Annotated in this window: 19 protein-coding genes and 1 riboswitch; of the genes, 13 read left to right on the forward strand and 6 right to left on the reverse strand. The window is 67.5% G+C overall.

What is annotated here, in order from left to right:
* Positions 1–13: 13 nt before the first annotated feature.
* Both ACFWFP_RS02180 and metE read right to left on the reverse strand, forming a co-directional pair.
* Positions 14–1,438 carry a short-chain fatty acyl-CoA regulator family protein gene (locus ACFWFP_RS02180; RefSeq protein ID WP_379292696.1) on the reverse strand — a complete coding sequence of 475 codons (1,425 nt, stop codon included), beginning with the start codon at positions 1,436–1,438 and terminating at the stop codon, positions 14–16.
* Between the two features lie 421 nt (positions 1,439–1,859).
* Positions 1,860–4,124, reverse strand: coding sequence for a 5-methyltetrahydropteroyltriglutamate--homocysteine S-methyltransferase (gene metE, locus ACFWFP_RS02185; RefSeq protein ID WP_379292697.1), 2,265 nt, complete (start codon positions 4,122–4,124; stop codon positions 1,860–1,862).
* A 142-nt stretch (positions 4,125–4,266) separates the two neighbouring features.
* Positions 4,267–4,464: riboswitch (cobalamin riboswitch) on the reverse strand.
* Positions 4,465–4,754: 290 nt separating this feature from the next.
* Here metE and ACFWFP_RS02190 point away from each other — a divergent pair.
* Genes ACFWFP_RS02190 through coaD form a run of 3 tightly spaced genes read left to right on the forward strand, consistent with a single transcriptional unit; the run spans position 4,755 to position 9,202 of the window.
* Positions 4,755–8,153, forward strand: coding sequence for a pyruvate carboxylase (locus ACFWFP_RS02190; protein ID WP_379292698.1), 3,399 nt, complete (start codon positions 4,755–4,757; stop codon positions 8,151–8,153).
* Entirely contained in the window at positions 8,150–8,713 is a 564-nt protein-coding gene (rsmD, locus tag ACFWFP_RS02195; RefSeq protein WP_379292699.1) for a 16S rRNA (guanine(966)-N(2))-methyltransferase RsmD, read from the forward strand. The genes ACFWFP_RS02190 and rsmD overlap by 4 nt, the downstream gene beginning before the upstream one ends.
* A gap of 3 nt (positions 8,714–8,716) precedes the next feature.
* Complete coding sequence (gene coaD, locus ACFWFP_RS02200; RefSeq protein ID WP_358187554.1) at positions 8,717–9,202, forward strand: pantetheine-phosphate adenylyltransferase; 486 nt, start codon at positions 8,717–8,719, stop codon at positions 9,200–9,202.
* On the opposite strand, the gene ACFWFP_RS02205 is transcribed toward coaD, so the two are convergent.
* Positions 9,199–9,744 carry a GtrA family protein gene (locus ACFWFP_RS02205; protein ID WP_378992136.1) on the reverse strand — a complete coding sequence of 182 codons (546 nt, stop codon included), beginning with the start codon at positions 9,742–9,744 and terminating at the stop codon, positions 9,199–9,201. The genes coaD and ACFWFP_RS02205 overlap by 4 nt on opposite strands.
* A 252-nt stretch (positions 9,745–9,996) precedes the next feature.
* On the opposite strand from ACFWFP_RS02205, the gene ACFWFP_RS02210 reads away from it, so the two are divergent.
* From ACFWFP_RS02210 to ACFWFP_RS02255, 10 genes are all read left to right on the forward strand, one after another.
* Complete coding sequence (locus tag ACFWFP_RS02210) at positions 9,997–10,770, forward strand: DivIVA domain-containing protein (RefSeq protein WP_379293725.1); 774 nt, start codon at positions 9,997–9,999, stop codon at positions 10,768–10,770.
* A gap of 110 nt (positions 10,771–10,880) precedes the next feature.
* Entirely contained in the window at positions 10,881–11,486 is a 606-nt protein-coding gene (locus tag ACFWFP_RS02215; RefSeq protein ID WP_379292700.1) for a YceD family protein, read from the forward strand.
* Between the two features lie 80 nt (positions 11,487–11,566).
* Positions 11,567–11,749, forward strand: a complete 183-nt coding sequence (gene rpmF / locus ACFWFP_RS02220) for a 50S ribosomal protein L32 (RefSeq protein WP_040708879.1) — start codon at positions 11,567–11,569, stop codon at positions 11,747–11,749.
* Between the two features lie 24 nt (positions 11,750–11,773).
* Positions 11,774–12,505, forward strand: a complete 732-nt coding sequence (gene rnc / locus ACFWFP_RS02225; RefSeq protein ID WP_379292701.1) for a ribonuclease III — start codon at positions 11,774–11,776, stop codon at positions 12,503–12,505.
* Positions 12,506–12,508: 3 nt separating this feature from the next.
* On the forward strand, positions 12,509–13,369 hold the full coding sequence (gene mutM, locus ACFWFP_RS02230; protein ID WP_379292702.1) for a bifunctional DNA-formamidopyrimidine glycosylase/DNA-(apurinic or apyrimidinic site) lyase: 861 nt from the start codon (positions 12,509–12,511) through the stop codon (positions 13,367–13,369).
* 64 nt (positions 13,370–13,433) lie between these two features.
* Positions 13,434–14,015: a dihydrofolate reductase family protein gene (locus tag ACFWFP_RS02235; protein WP_379292703.1), complete on the forward strand. Its 582-nt coding sequence runs from the start codon at positions 13,434–13,436 to the stop codon at positions 14,013–14,015.
* A gap of 5 nt (positions 14,016–14,020) precedes the next feature.
* Positions 14,021–15,058, forward strand: coding sequence for a PHP domain-containing protein (locus tag ACFWFP_RS02240; RefSeq protein WP_379292704.1), 1,038 nt, complete (start codon positions 14,021–14,023; stop codon positions 15,056–15,058).
* A gap of 93 nt (positions 15,059–15,151) precedes the next feature.
* Positions 15,152–16,660: a PstS family phosphate ABC transporter substrate-binding protein gene (locus tag ACFWFP_RS02245; protein ID WP_379292705.1), complete on the forward strand. Its 1,509-nt coding sequence runs from the start codon at positions 15,152–15,154 to the stop codon at positions 16,658–16,660.
* Between the two features lie 285 nt (positions 16,661–16,945).
* Positions 16,946–18,115 carry a glycosyltransferase family 4 protein gene (locus ACFWFP_RS02250; RefSeq protein ID WP_379293726.1) on the forward strand — a complete coding sequence of 390 codons (1,170 nt, stop codon included), beginning with the start codon at positions 16,946–16,948 and terminating at the stop codon, positions 18,113–18,115.
* Positions 18,112–20,256 carry a glycogen debranching N-terminal domain-containing protein gene (locus ACFWFP_RS02255; RefSeq protein ID WP_379292706.1) on the forward strand — a complete coding sequence of 715 codons (2,145 nt, stop codon included), beginning with the start codon at positions 18,112–18,114 and terminating at the stop codon, positions 20,254–20,256. The genes ACFWFP_RS02250 and ACFWFP_RS02255 overlap by 4 nt, the downstream gene beginning before the upstream one ends.
* Positions 20,257–20,309: 53 nt before the next feature.
* On the opposite strand, the gene ACFWFP_RS02260 is transcribed toward ACFWFP_RS02255, so the two are convergent.
* Genes ACFWFP_RS02260 through kdpA form a run of 3 tightly spaced genes read right to left on the reverse strand, consistent with a single transcriptional unit; the run spans position 20,310 to position 24,994 of the window.
* Positions 20,310–21,179 carry a potassium-transporting ATPase subunit C gene (locus tag ACFWFP_RS02260; protein WP_379292707.1) on the reverse strand — a complete coding sequence of 290 codons (870 nt, stop codon included), beginning with the start codon at positions 21,177–21,179 and terminating at the stop codon, positions 20,310–20,312.
* Position 21,180: 1 nt separating this feature from the next.
* The gene (kdpB, locus tag ACFWFP_RS02265) at positions 21,181–23,322 is read right to left on the reverse strand and encodes a potassium-transporting ATPase subunit KdpB (protein WP_379292708.1); all 2,142 of its coding nucleotides are present in this window, start codon (positions 23,320–23,322) and stop codon (positions 21,181–21,183) included.
* A gap of 1 nt (position 23,323) precedes the next feature.
* Positions 23,324–24,994: a potassium-transporting ATPase subunit KdpA gene (gene kdpA, locus ACFWFP_RS02270; RefSeq protein WP_379292709.1), complete on the reverse strand. Its 1,671-nt coding sequence runs from the start codon at positions 24,992–24,994 to the stop codon at positions 23,324–23,326.
* Positions 24,995–25,068 lie beyond the last annotated feature (74 nt).

Here is a 25,068-nt window from a genome sequence, read left to right on the forward strand (position 1 = left end):
AACCTGTCCGCGGTCAGCGCGGTAGGCGCGGGTACGGCAGGTCGGTGCTGGTGTGCTCGGTCACGGTCAGTGGCCGCCCGATCTGTGGGAACGCGCGCTGCGGGCACGACGGGCGCTCGCACACCTTGCACCCGGCCCCGATCGGCACCGCCACCTGTGGATCGTCCAGTTGCAGCCCCTGCGAATACACCAGCCGGTCGGCGTATTCGATGTCGCAGCCGAGTCCGATGACGAAGTTCTTCGAGGCCGCCCCGAACCCCTGCGCGGCGGCGGGAGTGGTGCGGGCGATCCACAGGTACCGGCGCCCGTCGGGCATGTCCGAGATCTGGGTGAGGGTGCGACCGGGGTGCGCGAACGCCTCGTGGGTGACCCACAGCGGGCAACTGCCGCCGACCCGGGAGAAGTGGAACGCGGTGGCGGACTGGCGTTTCGAGATATTGCCCGCCCGGTCGGTGCGCACCAGGAAGAACGGCACACCGCGCTGCCCCTGCCGCTGCAGCGTGCTGAGCCGATGGCAGACCGTCTCGAAACCGACCTCGAACCGCAGCGCGAGCAGGTCGACGTCGTAGCGCAATTCCTCGGCCGAGCGCAGGAACCGGCCGTAGGGCAGGATCAGCGCGCCGGCGAAGTAGTTGGCCAGCCCGACCCTGGCCAGCGTGCGGGATTCGCCGGTGAGCGCCCGGGATTCGGCGAGCACATTGTCGATCTCGCGGCCGTAGAGCAGCAGGGCGAGGGTGGTCGCGATCTGGAAGGCGCGCTGCCCGGGGCGCAATCGCCTGGCCAGAGTGAGGGTTCGGGTGTCGGGGTCGTAATGGCGTTTCGGGATGGCCGGGTCGGCGCCGTCGCCGCGGACCAGCACCGTGACGCCGGCGCGTTCCTCGGCGATCCTGGCCAGCTGACGATCCAGCGAGCCGATGCTCAGACCGGATTCCTCGAACAGTTGCTCGGCGGCGTGATCGAGGGTCGAGATGTGATTGCGGTGGTCGTAGAAGAAATCACGCACGTCCTCGTACGGCATGGGGGTGCCCGGCGCGCCCGCCGGTGTGTCCACGCGCGAGGACAGCAGGTCGAGCTGGTCGGTCGCCGCGCGCAGCCGCCGGTGCATCGCGATGACGATGCGCGCCACCTCGGGCAGCCGGGTGGCCAGTTCCTCGACTTCGGTGATCGGGGCGGTGTCGCCGCCGCCCGCGGCTTCCACCAGTACCTCGTGCAAGTCCGAGACCAGCCGGGCGTCGGAGTCGGCGGCGAAGAACTGCACGTCCAGATCGAAGGTCGAGTTGAGTTTCAGCAGAACAGGAATGGTCAGCGGACGCTGATCACGCTCGAGCTGATTGAGATAGCTGGGCGAGAGGTCAAGCGACTTCGCGAGCGCTGCCTGAGTCATCCGCCGTTCTTCGCGCAGCCTTCGTAGTCTGGCCCCCGCGTACATCTTCCGCACGTCGCAGATCCTAACGCCACCTGTTCGCAATGTTTGCTCAAAGTGGCGAATGCCTCGGGAGAAGTCCAGTCCTGCAAGGGATTCTACCTGTATCTACCCGTGCGTAACATGCGAAGTCGCGGCCGGCGGCAGGAAGAAGTTCGCTCGCGGTGACCGAATCATCGCGGCGGTGCGGTGCGGCGTTCCCTGAGCGGTTGCCGGAGAATTCACCATAGCGCTTCGGCATCGCCGTTTCGAGGCCGATCGCCGATCTTCCCGGCATCCGGCCATACCGATCGCCGAGGTAGCGGCGCCGATCCGGTCGCGGTGACCGCGCGCCGGTCCTGCGCCGAACCACTGCCCCGGACGGAAACGTCGTCCGGGGCAGCGGTTCTGTGTGCCGGTTACCGTCGCGGTGGTCGGCTCCGGTCGGCGGGTGCGGTCAGCGCAGTGCCGCGGCGGCCGTCACCAGATTGCGCAGCGACGCTTCGACCTCCACCGATCCGCGGGTCTTCAGACCGCAGTCCGGGTTCACCCAGAGCCGTTCCGCCGGAACGGCTTTCAGAGCGGCAGCCAGGGAGATCGTGATCTCCTCGACCGACGGCACCCGGGGCGAGTGGATGTCGTAGACGCCCGGTCCGACACCGAGCGCGAAACCGGCCGCGTTCAGATCGTCGAGGACCTCCATGTGCGAGCGCGCCGCCTCGATCGAGGTGACGTCGGCGTCCAGGCCCGCGATCGCCGAGATGACCTCACCGAACTCCGAGTAGCACAGGTGTGTGTGCACCTGGGTGGTGTCGGCGACGCCCGCGGTGGCGAGGCGGAACGAGTCCACCGACCACTGCAGGTAGGCAGGCTGTTCGGCAGCGCGCAGCGGCAGCAGCTCGCGCAGGGCGGGCTCGTCGACCTGGATGATCCGCGCGCCCTGGGCTTCCAGGTCGACGGTCTCGTCCCGGATGGCGAGCGCGACCTGGCGGGCCGAGTCACCCAGCGGCTGGTCGTCGCGGACGAACGACCACGCCAGGATGGTCACCGGGCCGGTGAGCATGCCCTTGACCGGCTTGGTGGTCAGCGACTGGGCGTACCCGATCCACGACAGCGTCATCGCCTCGGGCCGGGCGACATCGCCGAACAGGATCGGCGGACGCACGCAGCGGGTGCCGTAGGACTGCACCCAGCCCGCCTCGGTGACGGCGAAACCGTCGAGCAGCTCGGCGAAGTACTGCACCATGTCGTTGCGTTCGGGCTCGCCGTGCACCAGCACGTCGAGACCGAGCTTTTCCTGCAGGGTGATCACCTCGGCGATCTCGGCCTGCATCCGCCGCACGTACTCGGCCTGGTCGATCTCGCCCTTGCGCAGGGCGGCCCGGGCCAGCCGGATGGTCGAGGTCTGCGGGTAGGAGCCGATGGTGGTGGTCGGCAGCACCGGCAGGTCGAGGTGATCACGCTGGCGGGCGCGACGCTCGTCGGCGGGGGAGCGGGTCAGGTCGTTCTCGTCGAGCGCGGCCAACCGGCTCCGGACCTGATCGTTGTGCAGACGCGGATCGGTCCGGCGTGAGTCGGCGGCGGCGCGGGCCGCGGCCAGCTCGTCGGCGACGGCGTCGACACCCGCGGTGAGGGCGGTGGCCAGGACGCGCACCTCGCCGACCTTCTCGCTGCCGAAGGCCAGCCACGAGCGCAGCCGCTCGTCCAACCCGGTCTCCGGGGCCAGCGCATACGGCACGTGCAGCAGCGAAGACGAACTCGACACGGCCACCGAGCCGGCGCTGCCCAGCAGGGTGCCCAGGGTGCCGAGCGCCGCGTCGAGATCGGCCCGCCAGATATTGCGGCCGTCGACCACCCCCGCCACCACCAGCTTGCGGGACAGCGCGGGCACCGCCGCGACCGCCGAGACATCGGCGCCCGCGGTGAAGTCGAGAGCGACACCCTCGATGTCGGTGTCGGCCAGCACCGCCAGGGCGGCGTCGGGGTGGCCGAAGTAGGTGGCGACCAGGATCGCGGGCCGGTGCTGCTCGGCCGACAGCGCACGGTAGGTCCGGCCGACCAGGGCGAGCTCCGCCTCGGTCAGGTCGGTGACCAGCACCGGCTCATCGATCTGGACCCACTGCGCGCCCGCGTCCGCCAGCTGGGCCAGCAGGTCGAGGTAGAGCGGCAGCAGTTCGGGCAGCCGCTCCAGCGCCGCGTTGCCCGCGGCCTTGGCCAGCTTCAAGAAGGTGATCGGACCGATCACCACCGGCCGCGCGGGCACCCCGAGCTCGATCGCCTCGTCGAGTTCGGTCAGCAGCTTGCCCGGATGCAGGGAAAAGGTGGTGGCCGTGTCGATTTCGGGCACCAGGTAGTGGTAATTGGTGTCGAACCATTTGGTCATCTCCAGCGGAGCGACCGTGTCGGTGCCGCGCGCGGCCGCGAAATAGCGGTCGAGCGGATCGTCGATCCCGGCCACGCGCGGCGGCAGCGCGCCGAGCAGTTCGGCGGTGTCGAGCATCTGGTCGTAGTAGGAGAAGGTGCCCACCGGTACCGAGTCCAGTCCGGCCTCGGCGAGTTCGGTGAGCTGGGCGCGACGGAGCTGACGGCCGACCGCGTGCAGGTGCGCGGCATCGGCGCGGCCCGCCCAGTAGGACTCGGTGGCGCGCTTGAGTTCCCGGTTCGGACCCACGCGCGGTAGGCCGAGAACCGTTGCGGTGAACGGGGTATGCGAAACAGTCACGGAGATTCTCCAGTGTCGTGCGGGGAGAGCCGTCGCCTTTTCGCGGGCACAAGCCACACAGCCGACACCGGTCGCGACAGACACGACAGGTCGGCATCGGTGGTCCGCGCGCCCGATCCACGAGGCGGTGGCCGCCGGATACGGCGTATCCGGCACAGTCGGCAGGTCTTCGGACTCGCGGGCACCGGTCGTGTGATCGACCGACCTACTGGCCGTCGCTTCCCAGGCGTGCAGCCCAGTGCTGATGACGGCGGTCGTTCCTGCTCACCGCTGCGGGACAGTCCCGGATTCTCACCGGGTTCCCTCTCACCCGGTGCGGAACATGATCCGCACCCGGGTTTCGACGCCTACGCGGGAGGTCGGGGCTCCGACTCTTCCACCGCGCATGCGAACCAGCTGCCTGCTCAGCATAGGCCCTCAATGGGGTCATAGGTCACCTCCCCATCCCGAACACGGCCGTGACCTGCGGTTGCGCCCACGGTGTCCGCGCGCACCGCGCAGCGCCGCCCACGGTGAGATGTGACGGCCTGATGAACGCAACTTCGCAGGTAGGCAGGTGTTCGGTGTGAAGATTGCTGCGAAGCCACCTTGCGTGTCCGGCCCCGGCTCCTGGCCGGGTACCGTAGGCCAATGTTCTCGAAAGTCTTGGTCGCAAATCGTGGTGAGATCGCTATCCGTGCCTTCCGCGCGGCCTACGAACTCGGCATCGGAACGGTCGCGGTGTTCCCGTACGAGGATCGCAATTCCGTCCATCGCCTGAAGGCTGCCGAGTCCTATCAGATCGGTGAAGAGGGTCATCCCGTTCGCGCGTATCTGTCGATCGAGGCGATCATCGAGGCCGCCAAGAGCGCCGGTGCCGACGCGATCTACCCCGGGTACGGGTTCTTGTCGGAGAATCCTGACCTCGCTGCGGCGTGTGCTGCCGAGGGCATCACGTTCATCGGTCCAACCGCTGAGATTCTCGAGATGGCGGGTAACAAGGCCACGGCTATCGCGGCGGCGAAGGCGGCCGGGCTGCCGACGTTGAAGTCCAGCGAGCCCTCGGCCGATATCGATGAATTGCTCACCGCCTCGGCCGAACTCGAATACCCGATCTTCGTTAAGGCCGTTGCCGGTGGTGGTGGCCGTGGTATGCGCCGGGTTGCCGCGCCTGAGCAGTTGCGTGAGTCGATCGAGGCCGCGTCGCGGGAGGCGGAGTCGGCGTTCGGTGATCCGACGGTGTTCCTCGAGCAGGCGGTGGTGAACCCGCGTCATATCGAGGTGCAGATCTTGGCTGATCAGCACGGCAATGTGATGCATTTGTTCGAGCGGGATTGTTCGCTGCAGCGTCGTCATCAGAAGGTGATCGAGCTCGCGCCCGCCCCGAACCTGTCACCGGAGTTGCGTGAGCGTATCTGCGCTGACGCGGTGGCCTTCGCCCGCCAGATCGGCTATATCAACGCGGGCACCGTGGAGTTCCTCCTCGACGAGCGCGGCAACCACGTGTTCATCGAGATGAACCCGCGTATCCAGGTGGAGCACACGGTCACCGAGGAGATCACCGATGTCGACCTGGTGCAGTCGCAGCTGCGTATCGCGTCGGGCGAATCCCTCGCCGACCTGGGGCTGAGCCAGGAGACGGTGCAGATTCGCGGCGCCGCCCTGCAGTGCCGCATCACCACCGAGGACCCGGCCAACGGGTTCCGCCCCGACACCGGCCGCATCACCGCCTACCGCACCCCCGGCGGCGCGGGCATCCGCCTCGACGGCGGCGCGAACCTCGGCGCCGAGATCGGCGCCTACTTCGACTCGATGCTGGTGAAGCTCACCTGCCGTGGTCGTGACCTGCCCGCCGCCGCCGCTCGCGCCCAACGCGCGCTGGCCGAATTCCGTATCCGCGGCGTGACGACCAACATCCCATTCCTGCTGTCGGTGCTCGACGACCCCGACTTCCAGGCCGGCCGGGTGACCACCTCGTTCATCGACGAGCGTCCCGAACTGCTCACCTCGCGCGGATCGGCCGACCGTGGCACCAAGATCCTGACCTATCTGGCCGACGTCACCGTCAACAAGCCCAACGGTGACCGCCCGACCACGGTGTACCCCTACGACAAGCTGCCCGCTGTCGACCTCACGCTGCCGCCGCCGGACGGTTCGCGCCAGCGTCTGCTCACCCTCGGGCCGGAGGGTTTCGCGCGTGCCCTGCGCGAGCAGAAGGCGCTCGGCGTCACCGACACGACCTTCCGTGACGCGCACCAGTCGCTGCTGGCCACCCGCGTGCGCACCAACGGTCTGCTCGGCGTGGCGGGCCATGTCGCGCGGCTGACCCCGGAGCTGCTCTCGATCGAGGCGTGGGGCGGGGCGACTTACGATGTGGCACTGCGATTCCTGCACGAGGACCCGTGGGAACGCTTGGCGGCCTTGCGCGAAGCCGTGCCGAACATCTGCCTGCAGATGTTGCTGCGCGGTCGTAACACGGTCGGCTACACGCCTTACCCCGAACAGGTCACGCGCGCTTTCGTTTCCGAAGCCGCCACGACCGGTATCGATATCTTCCGAATCTTCGATGCCCTCAACAACGTCGACCAGATGCGTCCGGCCATCGACGCCGTGCGCGAAACCGGTACGGCCGTAGCCGAAGTCGCCCTGTCCTACACCGGTGACCTGCTCGACCCGAACGAGTCGCTCTACACCCTCGACTACTACCTGAAGCTGGCCGAACAGATCGTCGACGCGGGCGCACACGTGCTCGCGATCAAGGATATGGCCGGTCTGCTGCGCGCCCCCGCGGCTGCGAAACTGGTGACCGCGCTGCGCAGCAACTTCGACCTGCCGGTGCACGTGCACACCCACGACACCCCCGGTGGCCAGCTCGCCACCTACCTCGCGGCATGGCAGGCCGGGGCCGACGCGGTCGACGGCGCGTCGGCGGCGATGGCGGGCACCACGAGCCAGCCCGCGCTGTCGGCGATCGTGGCCGCGACCGCGCACACCGAACACGACACCGGTCTGAACCTGCGCAACGTGTGTGATCTGGAGCCGTATTGGGAAGCGCTGCGTAAGGTCTACGCGCCGTTCGAGTCGGGTCTGCCCGCGCCGACCGGGCGTGTGTACACCCACGAGATCCCGGGTGGTCAGCTGTCGAACCTGCGTCAGCAGGCGATCGCGCTCGGTCTCGGCGACCGGTTCGAAGAGGTCGAGGCCAAGTACGCCGCCGCCGACCGGTTGCTGGGTCGGTTGATCAAGGTGACCCCGTCGTCGAAGGTTGTCGGTGACCTCGCGCTGGCGCTGGTCGGCACCGGTGTCGAGATCGAGGACTTCGCCACCGATCCGGGCCGCTACGACATCCCGGACTCGGTGATCGGATTCCTGCGCGGCGAACTCGGCACCCCCGCGGGCGGCTGGCCCGAACCGTTCCGCAGCAGGGCACTGGCCGGGCGCAACGAACCCAAGCCCGAGACCCCGCTGAGCCCGGCGGATCAGAAGGCCCTCGACGGTTCCTCCGAGGAGCGCCGGGCCACGCTGAACCGGCTGCTGTTCCCTGGCCCGACCGCCGAGTTCAACGCTCACCGGGAGAAATACGGCGACACCACCGGGCTCTCGGAGAACCAGTTCTTCTACGGCCTGCGCCGCGGCGAAGAGCACCGCGTGCAGTTGGAGAAGGGTGTCACCCTGCTCATCGGCCTGGAGGCGATCTCCGAGCCCGACGAGAAGGGCATGCGCACGGTGATGTGCATCATGAACGGGCAGTTGCGTCCGGTCGCGGTGCGTGACCGGTCCGTCGCCTCCGAGGTGCCCGCCGCCGAGAAGGCCGACAAGAACAACGCCGGTCACATCGCGGCACCGTTCGCCGGCGTGGTCACCCTGGCGGTGTCCGAGGGCGACGAGATCCACGCCGGTGACACGGTCGGCACCATCGAGGCGATGAAGATGGAAGCGGCCATCACCGCGCCGCGCGGTGGCGTGGTGGGCCGGATCGCGACCACCAAGGTCGCCCAGGTCGAGGGCGGCGACCTGCTGGTGGAACTGGTCGCACGCGAGTCGGAATGACACGCATCGTCGCGGGTGTGGCGGGCGGGCGGCGCTTGAAAGTGCCGCCCGCCGGCACCCGGCCTACCTCCGATCGGGTGCGTGAAGCGCTGTTCAGCGCGATCGACGCCCGCCTCGATCTGGACGGGACGCTGGTCCTCGACCTGTACGCGGGCTCGGGGGCGCTGGGCTTGGAAGCGCTCTCGCGCGGGGCGCAGCGGGCGCTGCTCGTCGAGTCCGATCGCAAGGCGGGCGACGTGGTGCGCGCCAATATCGCCGAGCTCGGACTGCCCGGCGCCGAACTGCGGCTCGGCAGTGTGTCCTCGGTGCTGAAGCAGGCCGCGCCCAGGGCCTACGACGTGGTGTTCTCGGATCCGCCCTACGACGTGAGCACCGAGGAGGTGATCGCCGACCTCACCGCGCTGGCGAACAACGGCTGGCTCGCGCCGGACGCGCTGGTGGTGGTGGAACGGTCGAGCCGCTCACCCGAGATCACCTGGCCCGCAGGCTATGTGGCGTTGAAGACACGCAAGTACGGGGAGACCAGAGTCGAGCTCGCCGAGTTCGGTGCTAGCGTCTGAGGTATGGCTGCAGCACTGTGCCCCGGCTCCTTCGACCCGGTCACCAACGGTCACCTCGACGTGTTCGCTCGCGCGGCCGCGCAGTTCGACGAGGTGATCATCACCGTCAATGTGAACCCCAAGAAGCAGGGGATGTTCACCGTCGAAGAGCGCATGGAACTCCTGCGCGAATCGGTCTCGCACCTGCCGAACGTGCGCGTCGCGTCCTGGCAGGGTCTGACGGTCGATTTCGCCAAGCAGGAAGGCATCAGCGCCATCGTCAAGGGTCTGCGCGACGCGGGCGACTTCGGCTACGAGCTCCAGATGGCCCAGATGAACCACAAACTGGCCGGCGTCGACACCTTCTTCATCGCCACCAACCCGTCGCTGAGCTTCCTGTCCAGTTCCTTGGTCAAGGAAGTAGCGGCCTACGGCGGCGACGTCAGCGACATGCTTCCCCCCGCGGTCCACAAGCGTCTGCTGGACCGCCTCGCCGAACGTAAGGGCTAGCTGGTCGCGGGGAGGCGGAACAAGCCTCTCAGGGCGAGGAACCGCATGCCGCCGACCGCGGCGGTGATGGCCAGGACGGTCAGCGCCTGCGTGATGTCACCCAGGCCGGGCGCCCAGAAATCCAGTCCGGCCAGACACGCGGTCGTGATCGCGAGCCCGATCAGCGCGATCCCGCCACCTTCCCACTGCGCGGTGAACCAGGTGACCCGGTCGGTGGCGTGGAACGTGAGCTGACGGTGGAATTCGTTGGCGATGATCGTGCTCACCACCGATCCGGCCACATTGGCGACCAGCGGGCCGATGCCGTGCATCGCGAAGAACAGCAGCACATAGGCGATATTGCTCGACCCGCCGACGAGGGCGAATCGGAAGAGCTGGGGGAGCGCGCGGTCGCCACGCAGGTACGTGAGCGCGCCCTCGAACTGCGGGCGCAGCGCGGGTGCGACTTCACTCGGCGTCACCACGGGGAACGGACCGGTCCAGGGAGTGAACATGCCCGCGACGTGCGACACCGGACTCCTAGGAGTTTCCAGGAGGGTCATGTTCGACTCCGATCCCACATGAACAGACGTCGAGGAGTACAACAGCGAAAAGGTTGCGGTGCTTCCCGGCGGACGGCGTTGTCGTGCCTACCGATGGTAGCCGAAGTGGAGGGCTGCACTCCACTTGATATCTGTGCGATCTTGGACACTGTCGCGACACACCGCGACGACATTCGGCACAGCCGCCCGCGACAGGCACACTGGGCGTCGGCGGTAGTGGTTTCGCCGTGAGTCCGCAGGAGGGTAGTGAGCATGTATCGCGTATTCGAAGCACTCGACGAACTGGTCGCCATCGTCGAAGAGGCGCGCGGCATCCCGCCGACCCGCAGTTGCATCGTGCCGCGCGGCGATGTCCTCGAACTGCTCGACGACGTCCGCGACGCGCTACCCGGTGAACTCGACGACGCCCAGGACGTCCTCGATCACCGCGACAAGATCGTCGGCGACGCTCGCAGCGGCGCCGAAACGACGGTCACCACCGCCAACGAGCAGGCGCGCACCACCATCGACGATGCCCGCGCCGAGGCCGATCGCATTCTCGCCGACGCCAAGGACCACGCCGACCGGATGGTCGCCGAGGCCACCGCCCACGCCGACCGCCTGGTGACGTCCGCCCGGGCCGAGGCCGATCAGGTCGTCGCCGACGGCAATGCCGAGTACGACGAGCTCACCGGTCGCGCCCAGATCGACGCCGACCGGGCCATCGAAGCGGGCAAGGCCTCCTACGAGCGTTCGGTCGCCGACGGAAAGGCCGAGCAGGCCCGGCTCGTCGCGCAGACCGAGGTGGTGCGGGTCGCGCACGCCGAGTCCGCGCGACTGATCGACGAGGCGCAGGCCGAGTCCGACCGGGTGCGCGCCGAATGCGACGACTACGTCGACGAGCGGATGGCCGATTTCGGGGGCAGGCTCGCGTCCATGGAGGAGACGCTCAACACCACGCGGCGCTCGATCACCCGCGGCCGCCAGCAGATGCGCGGCGCACCGGGCGCCGAATACCCGGAATACGCTGCCGACCACCGGCGCTGAGCGCAGCCGGCGCCGCCCGTGGAGGCGGGTGCGCGTTTTGAGTTCCGGCGGGGTCCTGCCGTACTGTGGAGTGGTTGCCCATTATCCCCTCGACGGTAAGTGAGTCCGTGATGTCCGCCGGTTCCGGTTCGTCCGCGCGTCCACGCAAGACCAGTGGTCCTGTGTCCGACGCCGGCTTTGTGCTGGATGTCCGCAATCTCGGCCGTCGGCCGGGAACGATGCGGGAGCTGCGTCGCACGGTCACCGACCACGAGCGGCTGGGTCTCGACCTGATCGCCATTCCGGCCGATGCCGAGGTGGAACTCGACCTGCAATTGCAGGCGGTCTCGGAGGGTGTGCTGGTCACCGGCACAGTGTCCGGGCCAACGGCCGGGGAGTGCTCGCGCTGCCTCGAACCGTTCGACGACCAGGTGGAGATTCGTCTGACGGAGTTGTTCGCGTATCCGGACAGCACCACCGAGCAGACGACCGAGGATGCCGAGGTCTACCGCATGGAAGACGACCTCGTCGACCTCGAGCCGGTGATCCTCGACGCCATCGGGCTGGAGCTTCCGCTGCAGCCGCTGTGCTCGCCGGACTGCGCGGGCCTGTGCCCCGAGTGCGGTGTGCGGATGGCGATTGCGGGTCCTGATCATGGGCATGAGATACTGGACCCTCGCTGGGCGAAGTTGGCGAATTTCGCCACTGACGAGCCCGGTACCGGCGACCCCGCCTGAGGGTTCCACCACCAAGACCAAACCGCTGCCGCGGCATCTGATGCCGGTGTAGTCAGCGAAAACCAAGAGGAGAAGTAGCCGTGGCTGTTCCCAAGCGTCGGATGTCGCGTTCCAACACCCGGTCGCGGCGCAGCCAGTGGAAGGCCACCGCGCCGACCCTGGTCACCTGCCCGAACCGTGCGTGTGGTGAGAAGACCCTCCCGCACATCGCGTGCCCGTCCTGCGGCACCTACAAGGGCCGCCAGGTCACTTCTGCAGTCTGATCGTTGTAGATCATTCCTAGCAACGTGACAGCCAGTAAAGACAATGTGGGCGCGGCGGATCACGCCAGCCTGCTCACCGCCCTCGGTGTCGACGTACGACCGGAGCTTCTGCGCCTAGCGCTGACGCACCGGTCGTACGCGTACGAGAACGGTGGTTTGCCGACCAACGAGCGCCTGGAATTCCTCGGCGACTCGGTACTCGGCCTCAGCATCACCGAGCGCCTGTATACCGAGCATCCGGAGAAGTCCGAGGGTGAACTCGCGAAACTGCGCGCCAGCGTGGTGAACATGCACGCGCTCGCCGAGGTGGCGCGTGGCCTCGGCGACGGCGGACTCGGTCAGTATCTGCTGCTGGGCAAGGGCGAAGAGCTCACCGGTGGTCGCGACAAGCCGAGCATCCTCGCCGACGGCATGGAGTCGCTGCTCGGTGCGGTGCACCTCGAGCACGGCATCGAAACCGCGCGCGGTGTGGTGCTGCGGCTGTTCGCCGACCTGCTCGAGCGCGGCCCCCGCATGGGCGCCGGACTCGACTGGAAGACCAGCCTGCAGGAGCTCACCGCCGAGCGTGGTCTCGGCGTGCCCGCCTACGAGATCACCTCCACCGGACCGGACCACAACAAGGAGTTCACCGCCACCACGGTGATCGCCGGTCATCCGTACGGTTCCGGCGTCGGTCGCTCCAAGAAGGAAGCCGAGCAGAAGGCTGCCGGCACGGCCTACAAGGCGCTGACCGCCGAATCCACAGATAACGCCTGATCCGTGCCCGAGCTGCCCGAGGTCGAGGTCGTTCGGCGCGGTCTCGCCGATCACGCCGTCGGGCGTGCGATCGACACCGTCACCGTCACCCACCCGCGTGCCGTGCGCAGGCACGCCGCGGGTGGTGCTGATCTGGCGGCCAGGCTCACCGGGCTGCGGATCGACTCCGCGCAGCGCCGCGGGAAGTATCTCTGGCTCACCTTCGACGAACCCGATACCGCGCTGGTCGTGCACTTGGGCATGAGCGGTCAGATGCTCGTGCAACCCGCCGACGCACCCGTCGAGAAGCACGCGCACATCCGGGCCGTGCTCGGTGACGGCGCCGAACTGCGATTCGTCGATCAGCGCACCTTCGGCGGCTGGTCCCTGGCCGATCTCGTCGAGGTGAACGGGACCGTGGTACCCGATTCCGTGGCCCACATCGCGCGCGATCCGCTCGACCCGCTGTTCGACCGCGACGCCGTGGTCGCGGCCATCCGCGCCAAGAACACCGAGATCAAACGAGTACTGCTCGACCAGACGGTGATCTCGGGCATCGGCAATATCTACGCCGACGAAGCTCTGTGGCGGGCCGGATTGCACGGCACCCGCGTCGCCGCCGAACTCACCCGCCCGGTCGTGCGCACCCTGCTCGACGGGGTCAGCGCGGTCATGACCGAAGCGCTGGCCGTCGGTGGCACCTCCTTCGACGCCCTGTATGTGAATGTGAACGGCGAATCCGGCTATTTCTCCCGGTCGCTGGCCGCTTACGGGCGCGAGGACGAACCGTGCGATCGGTGCGCGACGTTGCTGGTCCGGGAACAGTTCATGAATCGGTCGTCGTTTTCCTGTCCCAAGTGTCAACGGAAGCCGCGCCGCCGCTGATCCGGGCACGCTAACGTTTCCCCTGACAGGTCGTGACAGACCGGGTCCGTGCAGGGAGGACGTTATGCGCAAGCTGACCTATTTCGTGGCATCGACAATCGACGGTTTCATCGCCGCCGAGGACGGAACGCTGGACTTCTTTCCGGTAGGCGGTGATCACGGGCCCGCGATCATCTCGCAGTACCCGGAAACCCTGCCCACCAAGGTGCGCGAGGCGCGCGGGATCGCGGCGGGCAACATCTACTTCGACACCGTGATCATGGGCCGCAAGACCCACGACTTCGGGGTGCGCACCGGCACCGCCAGCCCGTACGAGCACCTGCGCCAGTACGTGGTGTCCACGACCCTGCCCGAAGCGCCCGCGCCCGGGGTGGAACTGATCGCCGACGACCCGACCGCCGCGGTGCGCGAACTCAAACGTGAAGACGGACTGGGGATCTGGCTCTGCGGTGGCGGTGAACTGGCACAGGCGCTGCTGCCCGAGATCGACCAGGTGTTCCTGAAGCTGCACCCGGTGGTACTCGGTACCGGCAGGCCGCTGTTCGGCGGCGGAGCGAAACTGCCCGCGCCGGAGAAGTTCCGGGTGATCACCAGCCGGGTGTACGCCGACGGCGTCGCGTTCCTCAAGTACGGCCGGATCAAGTAGCCGCGATGACATCGGCGGCGAGTCCGGGGCCCGTGGCGGCGCTGCGCGAGGTCGGGTTCTGGCTCGAACGCGGTCGTGCCGAAACGCACCGGGTGAAGGCGTACCGCCGTGCCGCCGATGTCGTCGCCGGGCTCGACGGCGACGAGGTGGCGACTCGCGCACGCGAACACAGTTGGCGTGAGCTCGCCGGGATCGGGCCCAAGACGGCCGCCATCATCGAACAGGCTTGTGCCGGTGAGGTTCCCGGCTATCTTGCCGAGCTGCGCGCACAGGCGAAGCCGATCGCGCCCGCGGGCGAGGAGCTGCGCGCGGCGCTGCGTGGTGATCTGCACACCCACTCGGACTGGTCCGACGGGGGAAGCCCGATCGCCGAGATGATGGGCGTCGCGGCCGCGCTCGGCCACGAATACTGTGCGCTGACAGACCATTCGCCGCGTCTGAAGGTCGCCAACGGTCTGTCCGCCGACCGGCTGTTGCGCCAACTCGACGTGATCGCCGAACTCAACGAGCGGATGGCGCCGTTTCGCGTCCTCACCGGGATCGAGGTCGACATCCTCGACGACGGCACCCTCGACCAGCGCGCCGATCTGCTCGAACGCCTGGATGTCGTTGTCGCCAGCGTGCACTGGCACCTGCGCGACGACAGCGACACCATGACCAAACGGATGGTCTATGCCGTCGCGAACCCCCACGTCGACATCTTGGGCCACTGCACCGGCCGCCTGGTCGAAGGGTCTCGCGGCACCCGCCCGGAGTCTTCGTTCGATGCCGAACTCGTCTTCGAGGCCTGTCGCCGCTACGGAACCGCCGTCGAGATCAACAGCCGTCCCGAACGCCGCGACCCACCCGGGCGTCTGATCGAGCTGGCCGTCGAGATGGACTGCGTGTTCTCCATCGACACCGACGCGCACGCGCCGGGCCAGTTGGCCTGGCAGGGATACGGATGTGAGCGGGCGTTGGCGCACGGTGTGACGGCCGAGAAGGTGATCGACACCTGGCCGGTCGAGGAGCTGCTCGCCTGGTGTTCGGAATCGAATGGGTGAAGTCTTGCCCAACAACTGATTTCGCTCGTCGATCGGCCGAACCCCGCCTGGTACACATCAACTCGCTGATCGACATGTTTAGTGGGGGGTTCGATGGATATTCCGGTGGAACTGATCGTGTCGGCGACAGGCCTCGCTGTCGCGTCGGCCGCGTTCGTTCGTGAGTTCGTCCTGGTCGGGCGACGTCGGCTGGGATACCGCTTCCAGATGGATACGCCGGTGACCGGCGAGACCGACACCGCGTCGCTGGTCGGTGCCCTGGCGAATCTGAGCACCCCGGAAGCCGGTGGTCCACACCTGGACCTGTCCAAGCTCTCGGTCGTGCTGGTCCGCATCGAGAACAGCGGCACGCTCGCCGTCGACCCCGACGACTACACGATGAGTGGAACCGATCCACGGGTCGGACTGCATGTCACGTTCCCCGGCCGTGAGGTCATCGGTCTGGCGGTGACCGAGCTGGACGGGCCGCTCCCCGACAATCTCGGCCCCGGATCGGGCATCGGCAAACGGGCCAGAGGCGAGGGCGAGAACTTCGCCGGCATCATCGATCTGCCGAAGGTCCAGCTCGAACGACGCCAGCACTACAAGATTCTCGCGGTGCTGAAGCGGGTACACGGCGACGGCGAGCCGGCGGAGCCGGTGCTGACCGGGCGCGTCAAGCGGGGCAAGGTTGTCGAGACCACGAGTCACTCCGGCCCGTCGAAGAAACTGATGGCGCTGTCGGGCTTCCTGGTCGCGCTGATCGCGGTGCAAGCGGTACTCGCCCTGCAACCGGACCCGCCACCGCGCGACTGTGCCGAGGGCGAGCTCACGCTGGTCGGTTCCACCGCGATGGCGCCGATGATTCGCACGGCCGCGCAGAACTACGCAAAGACCTGCACCGGAGCGAAATTCACCTTCGACTTCGCGGGAACCTCCGACGGGCTCGTCAAGCTGGTCCAAACAGGCCCGACGCAGGGGATGCTCGCGATCAGCGACGGTCCGAAGGGCAACGGCTTCGACAAGCTGGTCGAGTATCAATTGGCTCTCAGTTCCTTCTCGATCGTGACCCACCCGGGTGTCGACCTGCCGAATCTCACGACGCAGCAGATCCGTGATCTGTACCGGGGAAACATCAAGAACTGGAACCAGATCGGCGGGCCCGATCAGCCGGTGGTGCTGATCGACCGGGAGGCGGGCTCCGGCACCCGAACGGCGCTGGAAAGCCGATTGCTCGAAGGTAACCGAAAGGTGTTCCCGTTCATCCCGTGCGCCGGAAGGCCATCGGCGGGCGAACAATGCGAGGTCAAGACCACCGAGGGGGTGGCGTCGTTCGTCGCCCGGACTCCGGGCGCGGTGGGCTACATGGAGACTTCGGCGGTCAGCGGTGAGGTGAAGCTCGTCTCGCTGGACGGGGTGAGCGCGTCGGAGGACACCATGAAGGCGCGGACGTACCCGCTCACGGTGGTGGAGTACGCGGACACACACGGGCAGGTGGCCGGTGATTCGCTGGCGGCTCAGTTCATCGACTACCTGATGCACGGTCAGGGCAGGGCCACTATTCGGGAGTTCGGCAATATTCCGTGCCTGGATTCGGTTGGGCAGGCAATCTGTACGCCGTAGACCGATTCTGACCGCGTAATCTCCTGCCCTGGTAGGTAATCGATATAGAACATTTCCACAACACGCTGGTTTACTCTGCGGTAGCGGGGTACGTTCCTTGACGGCCCCTCTGTTCAGTCGGGCACCCGAATCGGGTGCGTATCGCGTCTGGCCAGGCCAACCATGCCCCATGGACGGCGGTGAAGCTCTCGTCTCCACCTCCGCCGAGGCGGCCATCTCTTGTTCGCGCAAGTGTTGCTAGGTTGCGTCCCTGGAAGGAAGGTCATGAGTACAGACACGTCGGCAATGTCGCCGACCGGTTTGTCCGCGTCCGATCTCTACTCGATCGATCACCACGGTGGTCCCCTGCGGATCGCGATGGTTGTTCCACCGTATTTCGATGTTCCACCCAAGGCCTACGGCGGCGTCGAGGCCGTAGTCGCCGATCTGGTCGACTCACTGTGTGAGCGTGGCCATCACGTCACCCTGTTCGGTGCGGGTGTCGACGGTACCAAAGCGGATTTCGTTCCGCTGTGGGACCGGATCCAGCCCGAACGGCTGGGCGATCCGTTCCCGGAAATCGTGCACGCGCTGCGGGTACGCCGCGCCATCGAGCGGCTGGCCGATACCGAAGGCATCGACCTGGTCCACGACCACACGTTCGCGGGCCCGCTGAACGCGCCCGCCTACGCCAATCTCGGGTTGCCGACGGTGGTCACCGTGCACGGCCCGGTGCAGGACGACTGCTACCGCTACTACAAGGAACTGGGCCAGGAGTGCTCGCTCGTCGCGATCAGCGACCGTCAGCGCGCGCTGGCGCCCGATCTGCCATGGGCGGGCCGGGTCCACAACGCGCTGTGTCCCGATCAGTGGCCCTACGAGACCGAGAAGCAGGACTACGCACTGTTCCTCGGCCGGTTCAGCGACGACAAGGGCCCGCATCTGGCGCTGGACGCCGCCCACGCCGTCGGCATGCCGCTGATCCTGGCGGGCAAGTGCAGCGAGGCGCCGGAGAAGGCCTACTTCGAGGAGTTCGTGCGACCACGGATGACCGATCAGGATCAGATGTTCGGTCTCGCCGACGCCGCCGCCAAGCGTAAACTGCTCTCCGGAGCTAAGTGTCTGCTGTTCCCCATTCGATGGGAGGAGCCGTTCGGCATGGTGATGATCGAGGCGATGATCTGCGGCACGCCGGTGGTCGCGTTGCGCGGCGGCGCGGTGAGCGAAGTGGTGGTCGACGGGGTGACGGGACGGATCTGTGACGATCCGGCCGAGCTGCCCGCCGCCATCGCCGAAGTCCAGACCTACGATCCGGCGCTGTGCCGCAAGCACGTGGTCGACAACTTCAGCGCCGACACCCTCGGCCGTGGCTACGAACAGGTGTACCGGGATCTGCTCGCCCGCACCACGATCGGGTACGACACCGCGTATGCGATGCCGATGCCCGTCGGGGTAGCGGCCAACGGGCGCGCATGAGCACCGACAGCGCCTCGGCGCCGAGCCCACTCAACGCGGGGGAACCCGCGGGGCTCGGTGGCGGCGGCGGCAACATCACCCTTGTCGAAGGCGGCACGTTCTGCCTGTCCGACCGGCTCGGCGATATCGAGCCGGGCAAGCCGCAGGGCCTGTTCTTCCGTGACGCCAGGGTGATTTCGCGCTGGGAGCTGATGATCGACGGCAAACGGCCCGAGGCGTTGTCGGTGTTGAGCCCGGAGGCCTTCGCGGCACGCTTCGTACTGCGCAGGTCACCGCAACAGGGCAGGGCCGACAGCACCCTGCTCGTGGTGCGGGATCGGCTCGTCGCCGAGGGGATGCACGAGGTGATCACCCTCGAGAACATGAGCCGCGAGGCGACAGCGGTGGTGGTGGAACTGCATGTCGACGCCGATTTCGTCGACCTGTTCGCGGTGAAGGAAGGTCGCACGAACGGGCGAAGGGCGGAGATGACGACCGCCGACGGTGAACTGCTGCTGCACGACCGCGCCGATCTGTCCCGTGGCCTCGCACTCACCTCGACCGTCGAGCCGATGATGCTGCCCGGCACCATGATCTGGCGCATCGTCGTGCCGGCGGGTGGGCGCTGGCAGACCGAGATCACCGCGCAACCGGCAGGCGCCGCGCAACGCCCGCAGACCTCCGGCTCGGTGGGCGAGCGGTACCGCGCGAGCGAGCCGGTACGCAAGATCCAGGCGTGGCGGGCCACCGCCACCGATATCTCCGCCGACTCGGGTTTGCTCAACCAGATCCTGCGCCGCACCGAAAGCGATCTGGGCGCCTTGCAGATCCACACCGATTCGGGTACCAACCGGCCCTTCGTGGCGGCGGGTGCGCCGTGGTTCATGACGCTGTTCGGCCGGGACTCGCTGCTCACGGCATGGATGTCGCTGCCGCTGGAAACCGATCTGGCACTGGGCACTTTGCAGCAGCTGGCCGAGTTGCAGGGGCAGACGATCGACCCGCTCGTCGAGGAGGAGCCGGGCCGGATCATGCACGAGATGCGGCGCGGGCCCTCGGTCGGGCAGGTGCTGGGCGGGCAGATCTACTACGGAACCGTCGACGCCACGCCGCTGTTCGTGATGCTGCTCGCCGAATGTCTGCGGTGGGGCGCGGATCCGGCGTCGATCGCGACCCTGCTGCCCGCCGCCGACGCCGCGATCAGCTGGATTACCGATTTCGGTGACCGCGACGACGACGGTTTCGTCGAGTACGTGCGCGCGACCGATCGCGGCCTGATCAATCAGGGCTGGAAGGACAGTTTCGACGGAATCAACGACGCCGCGGGCCATATCGCCGAGGCCCCGATCGCGCTGGCCGAGGTGCAGGGATATGTGTACGCGGCGTTCCAGGCCCGCGCGGAACTCGCCGACCAGTTCGACGATCCCGAGCTGGCTGTGCGGATGCGGGAACGGGCCGACGAATTGCGAACCAAGTTCGCCGAACAGTTCTGGCTACCCCACTACGGGTGGTACGCGGTGGCATTGGACGGTCGCAAACGGCAGGTCGACGCGTTGACCAGCAACGCGGCGCACTGTCTGTGGTCGGGCATCGCGACCGACGAACACGCCGAGATCCTGATCCGGAATCTGTCCCGGGCAGAGATGGATTCGGGATTCGGGCTGCGGACACTGGCGTCCGATATGGGCGCCTACAACCCGATGAGTTACCACTGCGGGTCGATCTGGCCGCATGACACGGCGATCGCTGTCGCCGGGTTGATGCGGTACCAGCATGTGCCGGGTGCGGTGGAGCTGGCGACGAAGCTGTCGGGTGGTCTGCTCGATGCCGCCGCGGCGTTCGACGGCCGGTTGCCCGAGCTCTTCTGTGGTTTCCCTCGGTCGAGATTCGCCGCGCCCGTGCCGTATCCGACGTCGTGTTCGCCGCAGGCCTGGGCCAGTGCGGCGCCGCTGCTGCTGATTCGGTCGTTCCTCGGGCTCGATCCCGATGTGCCCGCCAAGACGTTGACGTTGCGGCCCCAGGTTCCCCCGGTGTGGGGGTGCGTGCGGATGTCGGAGTTCCGGCTCGGTGACGGGGTGACCGTGGATCTCGAGGTGTGCGGCTCGGCGGTGACCGTGACGGGCTTGCCCGAGGGCTGGGCGCTCATCACCGACGAGGAGTAGACCGCGCAATCGGGGCCGCGACCAGTGATGAGCGCGGCCCCGATTGCTGTGCCTCAGCCCGCGAACGGGTAGCGGGCGTCGAGATCGAGGTTGAGTTCGACCACGTTCACCCTCGGCTCGCCGAGGAATCCGAGCGTGCGCCCGTCGGTGTGCGCGTCGAGCAGTTCGCGCACCTGCGTGCTGGTGATGCCGCGCGCTTTCGCCACCCGTTCGACCTGGATGGTCGCGTATTCGGGGGAGATGTGCGGGTCGAGACCGCTACCGCTCGCGGTGACCGCGTCGGCGGGAACGGCGGCCTCGGCCGGTGCGTCACCGAGGACCGGGACGATCCGGCCGACGGAGTAGTCCCCGCCCTCCTGCGCGCACTCCACGGCGACGCCGCGGAACGTGGCCAGAAACGGCTGCGCGGGGCAGAGCTCGTTGACGCTGACCACCCGCACCGGCCGCGACACGTCACCGTCGCCGTCGCGTGGCCCGATCACCGAGAGCACCGCGCCCACACCGTCTTTCGTGCAGAACTGCCGGGCGCCGTCAACCCCCTCACGGTCGCCGACCTCCTTCGAGCGTGCGCACACGGTGGTGAGCAGGCTGGTGCGGTCGGCGGTGTCGACGATGTCTTCCGGGCCGAGATTGCTCGCGGCGGTGGACAGCGGGTCGTAGCCCTCGCCCGCGGCCGACGGACGGCTCTGGAAGTACTGCGCCATGGCCTTGCCGTCGGCGTCGGCGAACGACTGCCCGATCAGGCTGGAGCCCACCAATCTTCCGTCCCGCTCGATGAGCGAGCCGTCGGCCTTGGTGTCGAGTCCGGGCAGCTGCGCGACCGCGAAAACCACCACGGGATAGATGATTCCGGTGATCGCGGTCAGCACGAGCAGAGCGCGCAAGGCGGCCAGGTGCTGGCGGATCCAGGTTGACATACGCATTTCAGGACATCCCGGGGAGGAGTTGGACGAACAGATCGATGACCTTGATGCCGATGAACGGCGCGATGATGCCGCCGAGGCCGTAGATCGTCAGGTTGCGGCTCAACAGCTTCGAAGCATTGCTCGGCCGGTAGTTGACACCGCGCAGCGCCAGCGGAATGAGCGCCACGATGATGATCGCGTTGAAGATGACCGCGGACAGGATCGCCGACTGCGGACTGGCCAGACGCATGATGTTCAGTGCGCCGAGGCCGGGGAACAGTCCCACGAACAACGCGGGAATGATCGCGAAGTACTTGGCGATGTCGTTGGCGATCGAGAACGTGGTGAGCGCGCCACGGGTGATCAGCAACTGCTTGCCGATCTCGACGATCTCGATCAGCTTGGTCGGATCCGAATCCAGATCGACCATGTTGCCCGCCTCTTTGGCGGCCGAGGTGCCGGTGTTCATCGCCACGCCCACGTCAGCCTGCGCCAGGGCGGGAGCGTCGTTGGTGCCGTCACCGGTCATCGCGACCAGGCGGCCGCCGTCCTGTTCGGACTTGATCAGCGCGAGCTTGTCCTCCGGCGTCGCCTCGGCGAGGAAGTCGTCCACGCCCGCTTCGTCGGCGATCGCCTTGGCTGTCAACGGGTTGTCGCCGGTGATCATGACCGTGCGGATGCCCATGCGGCGCATCTCGTCGAAACGTTCCCGCATGCCCTGCTTGACAACATCTTTGAGATGGATCACGCCGAGCAGGCGCGGTGTTCCGTCGCGGACTTCACCGACCATCAGCGGGGTGCCGCCGGAGGCGGAGATGCCGTCGACGATCGCCGAAGCCTCGGCCTGGACCGAACCACCCTGGGCGCGAACCCATTCGATGACCGCACCGGCTGCCCCCTTGCGCAGCTGGTGCCCGTCGGACAGGTCGACACCCGACATACGGGTCTGCGCGGTGAACTCGACCCAGGTGGCCCCGGGCAGTTCGCCCGCGCTGCGTTCGCGCTTGTTGAACACCTCCTTGGCGAACACGACGATCGAGCGCCCCTCCGGCGTCTCGTCGGCGAGGCTGGACAGCTGGGCCGCGTCGGCCAGGTCGTCGTCGAGAACGCCGGGCACCGGGATGAACGCGGCTGCCTGCCGGTTGCCGAGGGTGATCGTTCCGGTCTTGTCCAGCAGCAGTGTGTTCACATCGCCCGCGGCTTCCACCGCACGACCGGACATGGCGAGCACATTGCGCTGCACGAGGCGGTCCATGCCCGCGATGCCGATGGCCGAGAGCAGCGCGCCGATGGTGGTGGGGATGAGGCAGACCAGCAGCGAGACCATCACGATGCCGGTGATGCCGTGCGCGTCCAGTGCCGAGGTGTCCGGCACGCCGGGGTTGTTCGACTTGGCGAAGACGGCCAGCGGCTGCAGGGTGGTCACCGCGAACACGAAGATGATCGTGAGCGCGGCCAGCAGGATGTTGAGCGCGATCTCGTTCGGGGTCTTCTGCCTGCTCGCACCCTCGACGAGGGCGATCATCTTGTCGATGAAGCTGGCGCCGGGTTCCTGGGTGATCCGCACGACGATCCGGTCCGAGAGCACCGTGGTGCCGCCGGTGACGGCCGAGCGGTCGCCGCCGGATTCCCGGATCACGGGCGCGGATTCACCGGTGATGGCCGATTCGTCCACCGAGGCGATGCCTTCGACGACGTCACCGTCGCCGGGGATGATCTGGCCCGCTTCGACGACCACGTAGTCGCCGCGTCGCAGCTCGGGAGCCGCGACGCGTTCCTCGACGATGCGCCCACCCGGTGTCCAGTCGGCCAGGCGGCGGGCGATGGTGTCGGTCTTGGCTTTGCGCAGCGAGTCGGCCTGCGCCTTGCCGCGCCCCTCCGCGACGGCCTCGGCCAGATTCGCGAAAACGACGGTGAGCCAGAGCCAGACGACGATCGCCCAGGCGAAGAAGCTCGGGTCGGCGACGGCGAGAATGGTCGACCACACGGCGCCGATCTCGACGATCAGCATCACCGGGTTCTTCCACAGCGTGCGCGGATCGAGCTTGCGCACGGCGTCGGGAAGGGAGGTGAGCAGCAACTTCGGGTCGAGCACGCCGCGTTGCACACCCTTGGTGCGGTGTTCGGGCCGCGGTGCGGATTCTAGTGTGGGAGTGGTCATTTCAGTGGATTCCTTCGGCGAGCGGCCCGAGCGCGAGAGCGGGCAGGAAGGTGAGCGCGACCAGGATCACCGTCACACCGACGACCATGCCGACGAACTGCGGCCGGTGCGTCGGCAGCGTGCCGATCGACGCGGGGGTGGTGCCCTGCTGGGCCAGCGAACCGGCCAGTGCCAGCACGACGATGATCGGCAGGAATCGGCCGAACAGCATCGCGAGGCCGAGCGCGGTGTTGTACCACTCGGTGTTGCCGGTGAGACCGGCGAAGGCGGAACCGTTGTTGTTGGCCGCGGAGGTGAAGGCGTACAGCACCTCTGACATGCCGTGTGGCCCGCCGTTGAGCATGCTCGCTCGTTGTCCCGGCAAGGCCATGGCCACCGCCGTGCCGACCAGGACGATCAGCGGGCTCACCAGGAAATACGTCGCCGCCAGCTTGATTTCGCGCGGGGTGATCTTCTTGCCGAGGTATTCCGGGGTACGCCCGACCATCAGGCCCGCGACGAACACCGTGATCACGGCGAGGATCAACATGCCGTAGAGACCGGACCCGACACCGCCGGGCGCCACCTCGCCCAGTTGCATGTTGAACATCGTCATCATGCCGCCGAGGCTGGTGTAGGAATCGTGGAACGAGTTCACCGCACCGGTCGAGGTGAGCGTGGTCGCGCCGGCGAAAGTGGCCGAATCGGCAACGCCGAAGCGGGTTTCCACGCCCTCCATCGACGCGCCGAGCGCGGTCGGCACCGTGCCGTGGTGCTGGAGCTGGAACAGGTTGGTCAGCGAGATGCTGGCCAGGGCGATCGTGCCCATCACCGCCACGATCGCGTAGCCCTGCTTGGTGGAACCGACCATCCGGCCGAAGGTGCGCGGCAGGGAGAACGCGATCACCATCAGCAGGAAGATCTCGAGGAAGTTCGTCCAGGTGCTCGGGTTCTCGAACGGGTGCGCGGAGTTCGCGTTGTAGAAGCCGCCGCCGTTGGTGCCGAGTTCCTTGATGACTTCCTGGCTCGCCACCGGACCGCCGGTGATCGTCTGTTCGGCGCCGCCGATGGTCTGCGCGACCTGATCGTGGAGGTGAAAGTTCTGGATGACGCCGCCGGCGACCAGCACGATCGCGAAGACGAACGCCAGCGGCAGCAGAATGCGCAGGGTGCCGCGCACCAGGTCGACCCAGAAGTTGCCGAGGTCGCCGGTGTGGCGCCGGGCGAAGCCACGCACCAGCGCCACCGCCACCGCCATGCCGACCGCCGCGGAGACGAAGTTCTGCACCGCGAGACCGGCCATCTGCACCAGGTGACCCTGGGTGGACTCTCCGGAATAGTTCTGCCAGTTGGTGTTGGTGACGAAGCTGACCGCGGTGTTCCACGCGAGCGCGGGGGTCATCTCGGTGCCGGGATCGTCGAGGTGCAGTGGCAGCGCGCCCTGCACCAGCTGGAAGAAGAACAGGAACAGCACGCTGACCGCCGAGAACGCCAGCACGCTGCGGGCGTAGACGGGCCAGGTCTGCTCGACCTCGGGTTTCGCGCCGATGGCGCGGAAGATCAGCCGCTCGACGCGGGAGTACTTGTCGCTGCTGTAGACCCGGTACATGTAGTCGCCCAGCGGCACATGCACCAGGGCGAGCGCGAGAACCAGGGCCGCCACGAAGACGATCCCCGCAGTAGTCGTGTTCACCTAGAACCTCTCGGGGAAGAGCAGCGCCGCGACCATGAAGACGGCGACTCCGACAGCCAGTGCGAGACCGACAA

It is taken from the genome of Nocardia sp. NPDC060249 (genome assembly GCF_042728755.1).
Classification (GTDB): domain Bacteria; phylum Actinomycetota; class Actinomycetes; order Mycobacteriales; family Mycobacteriaceae; genus Nocardia.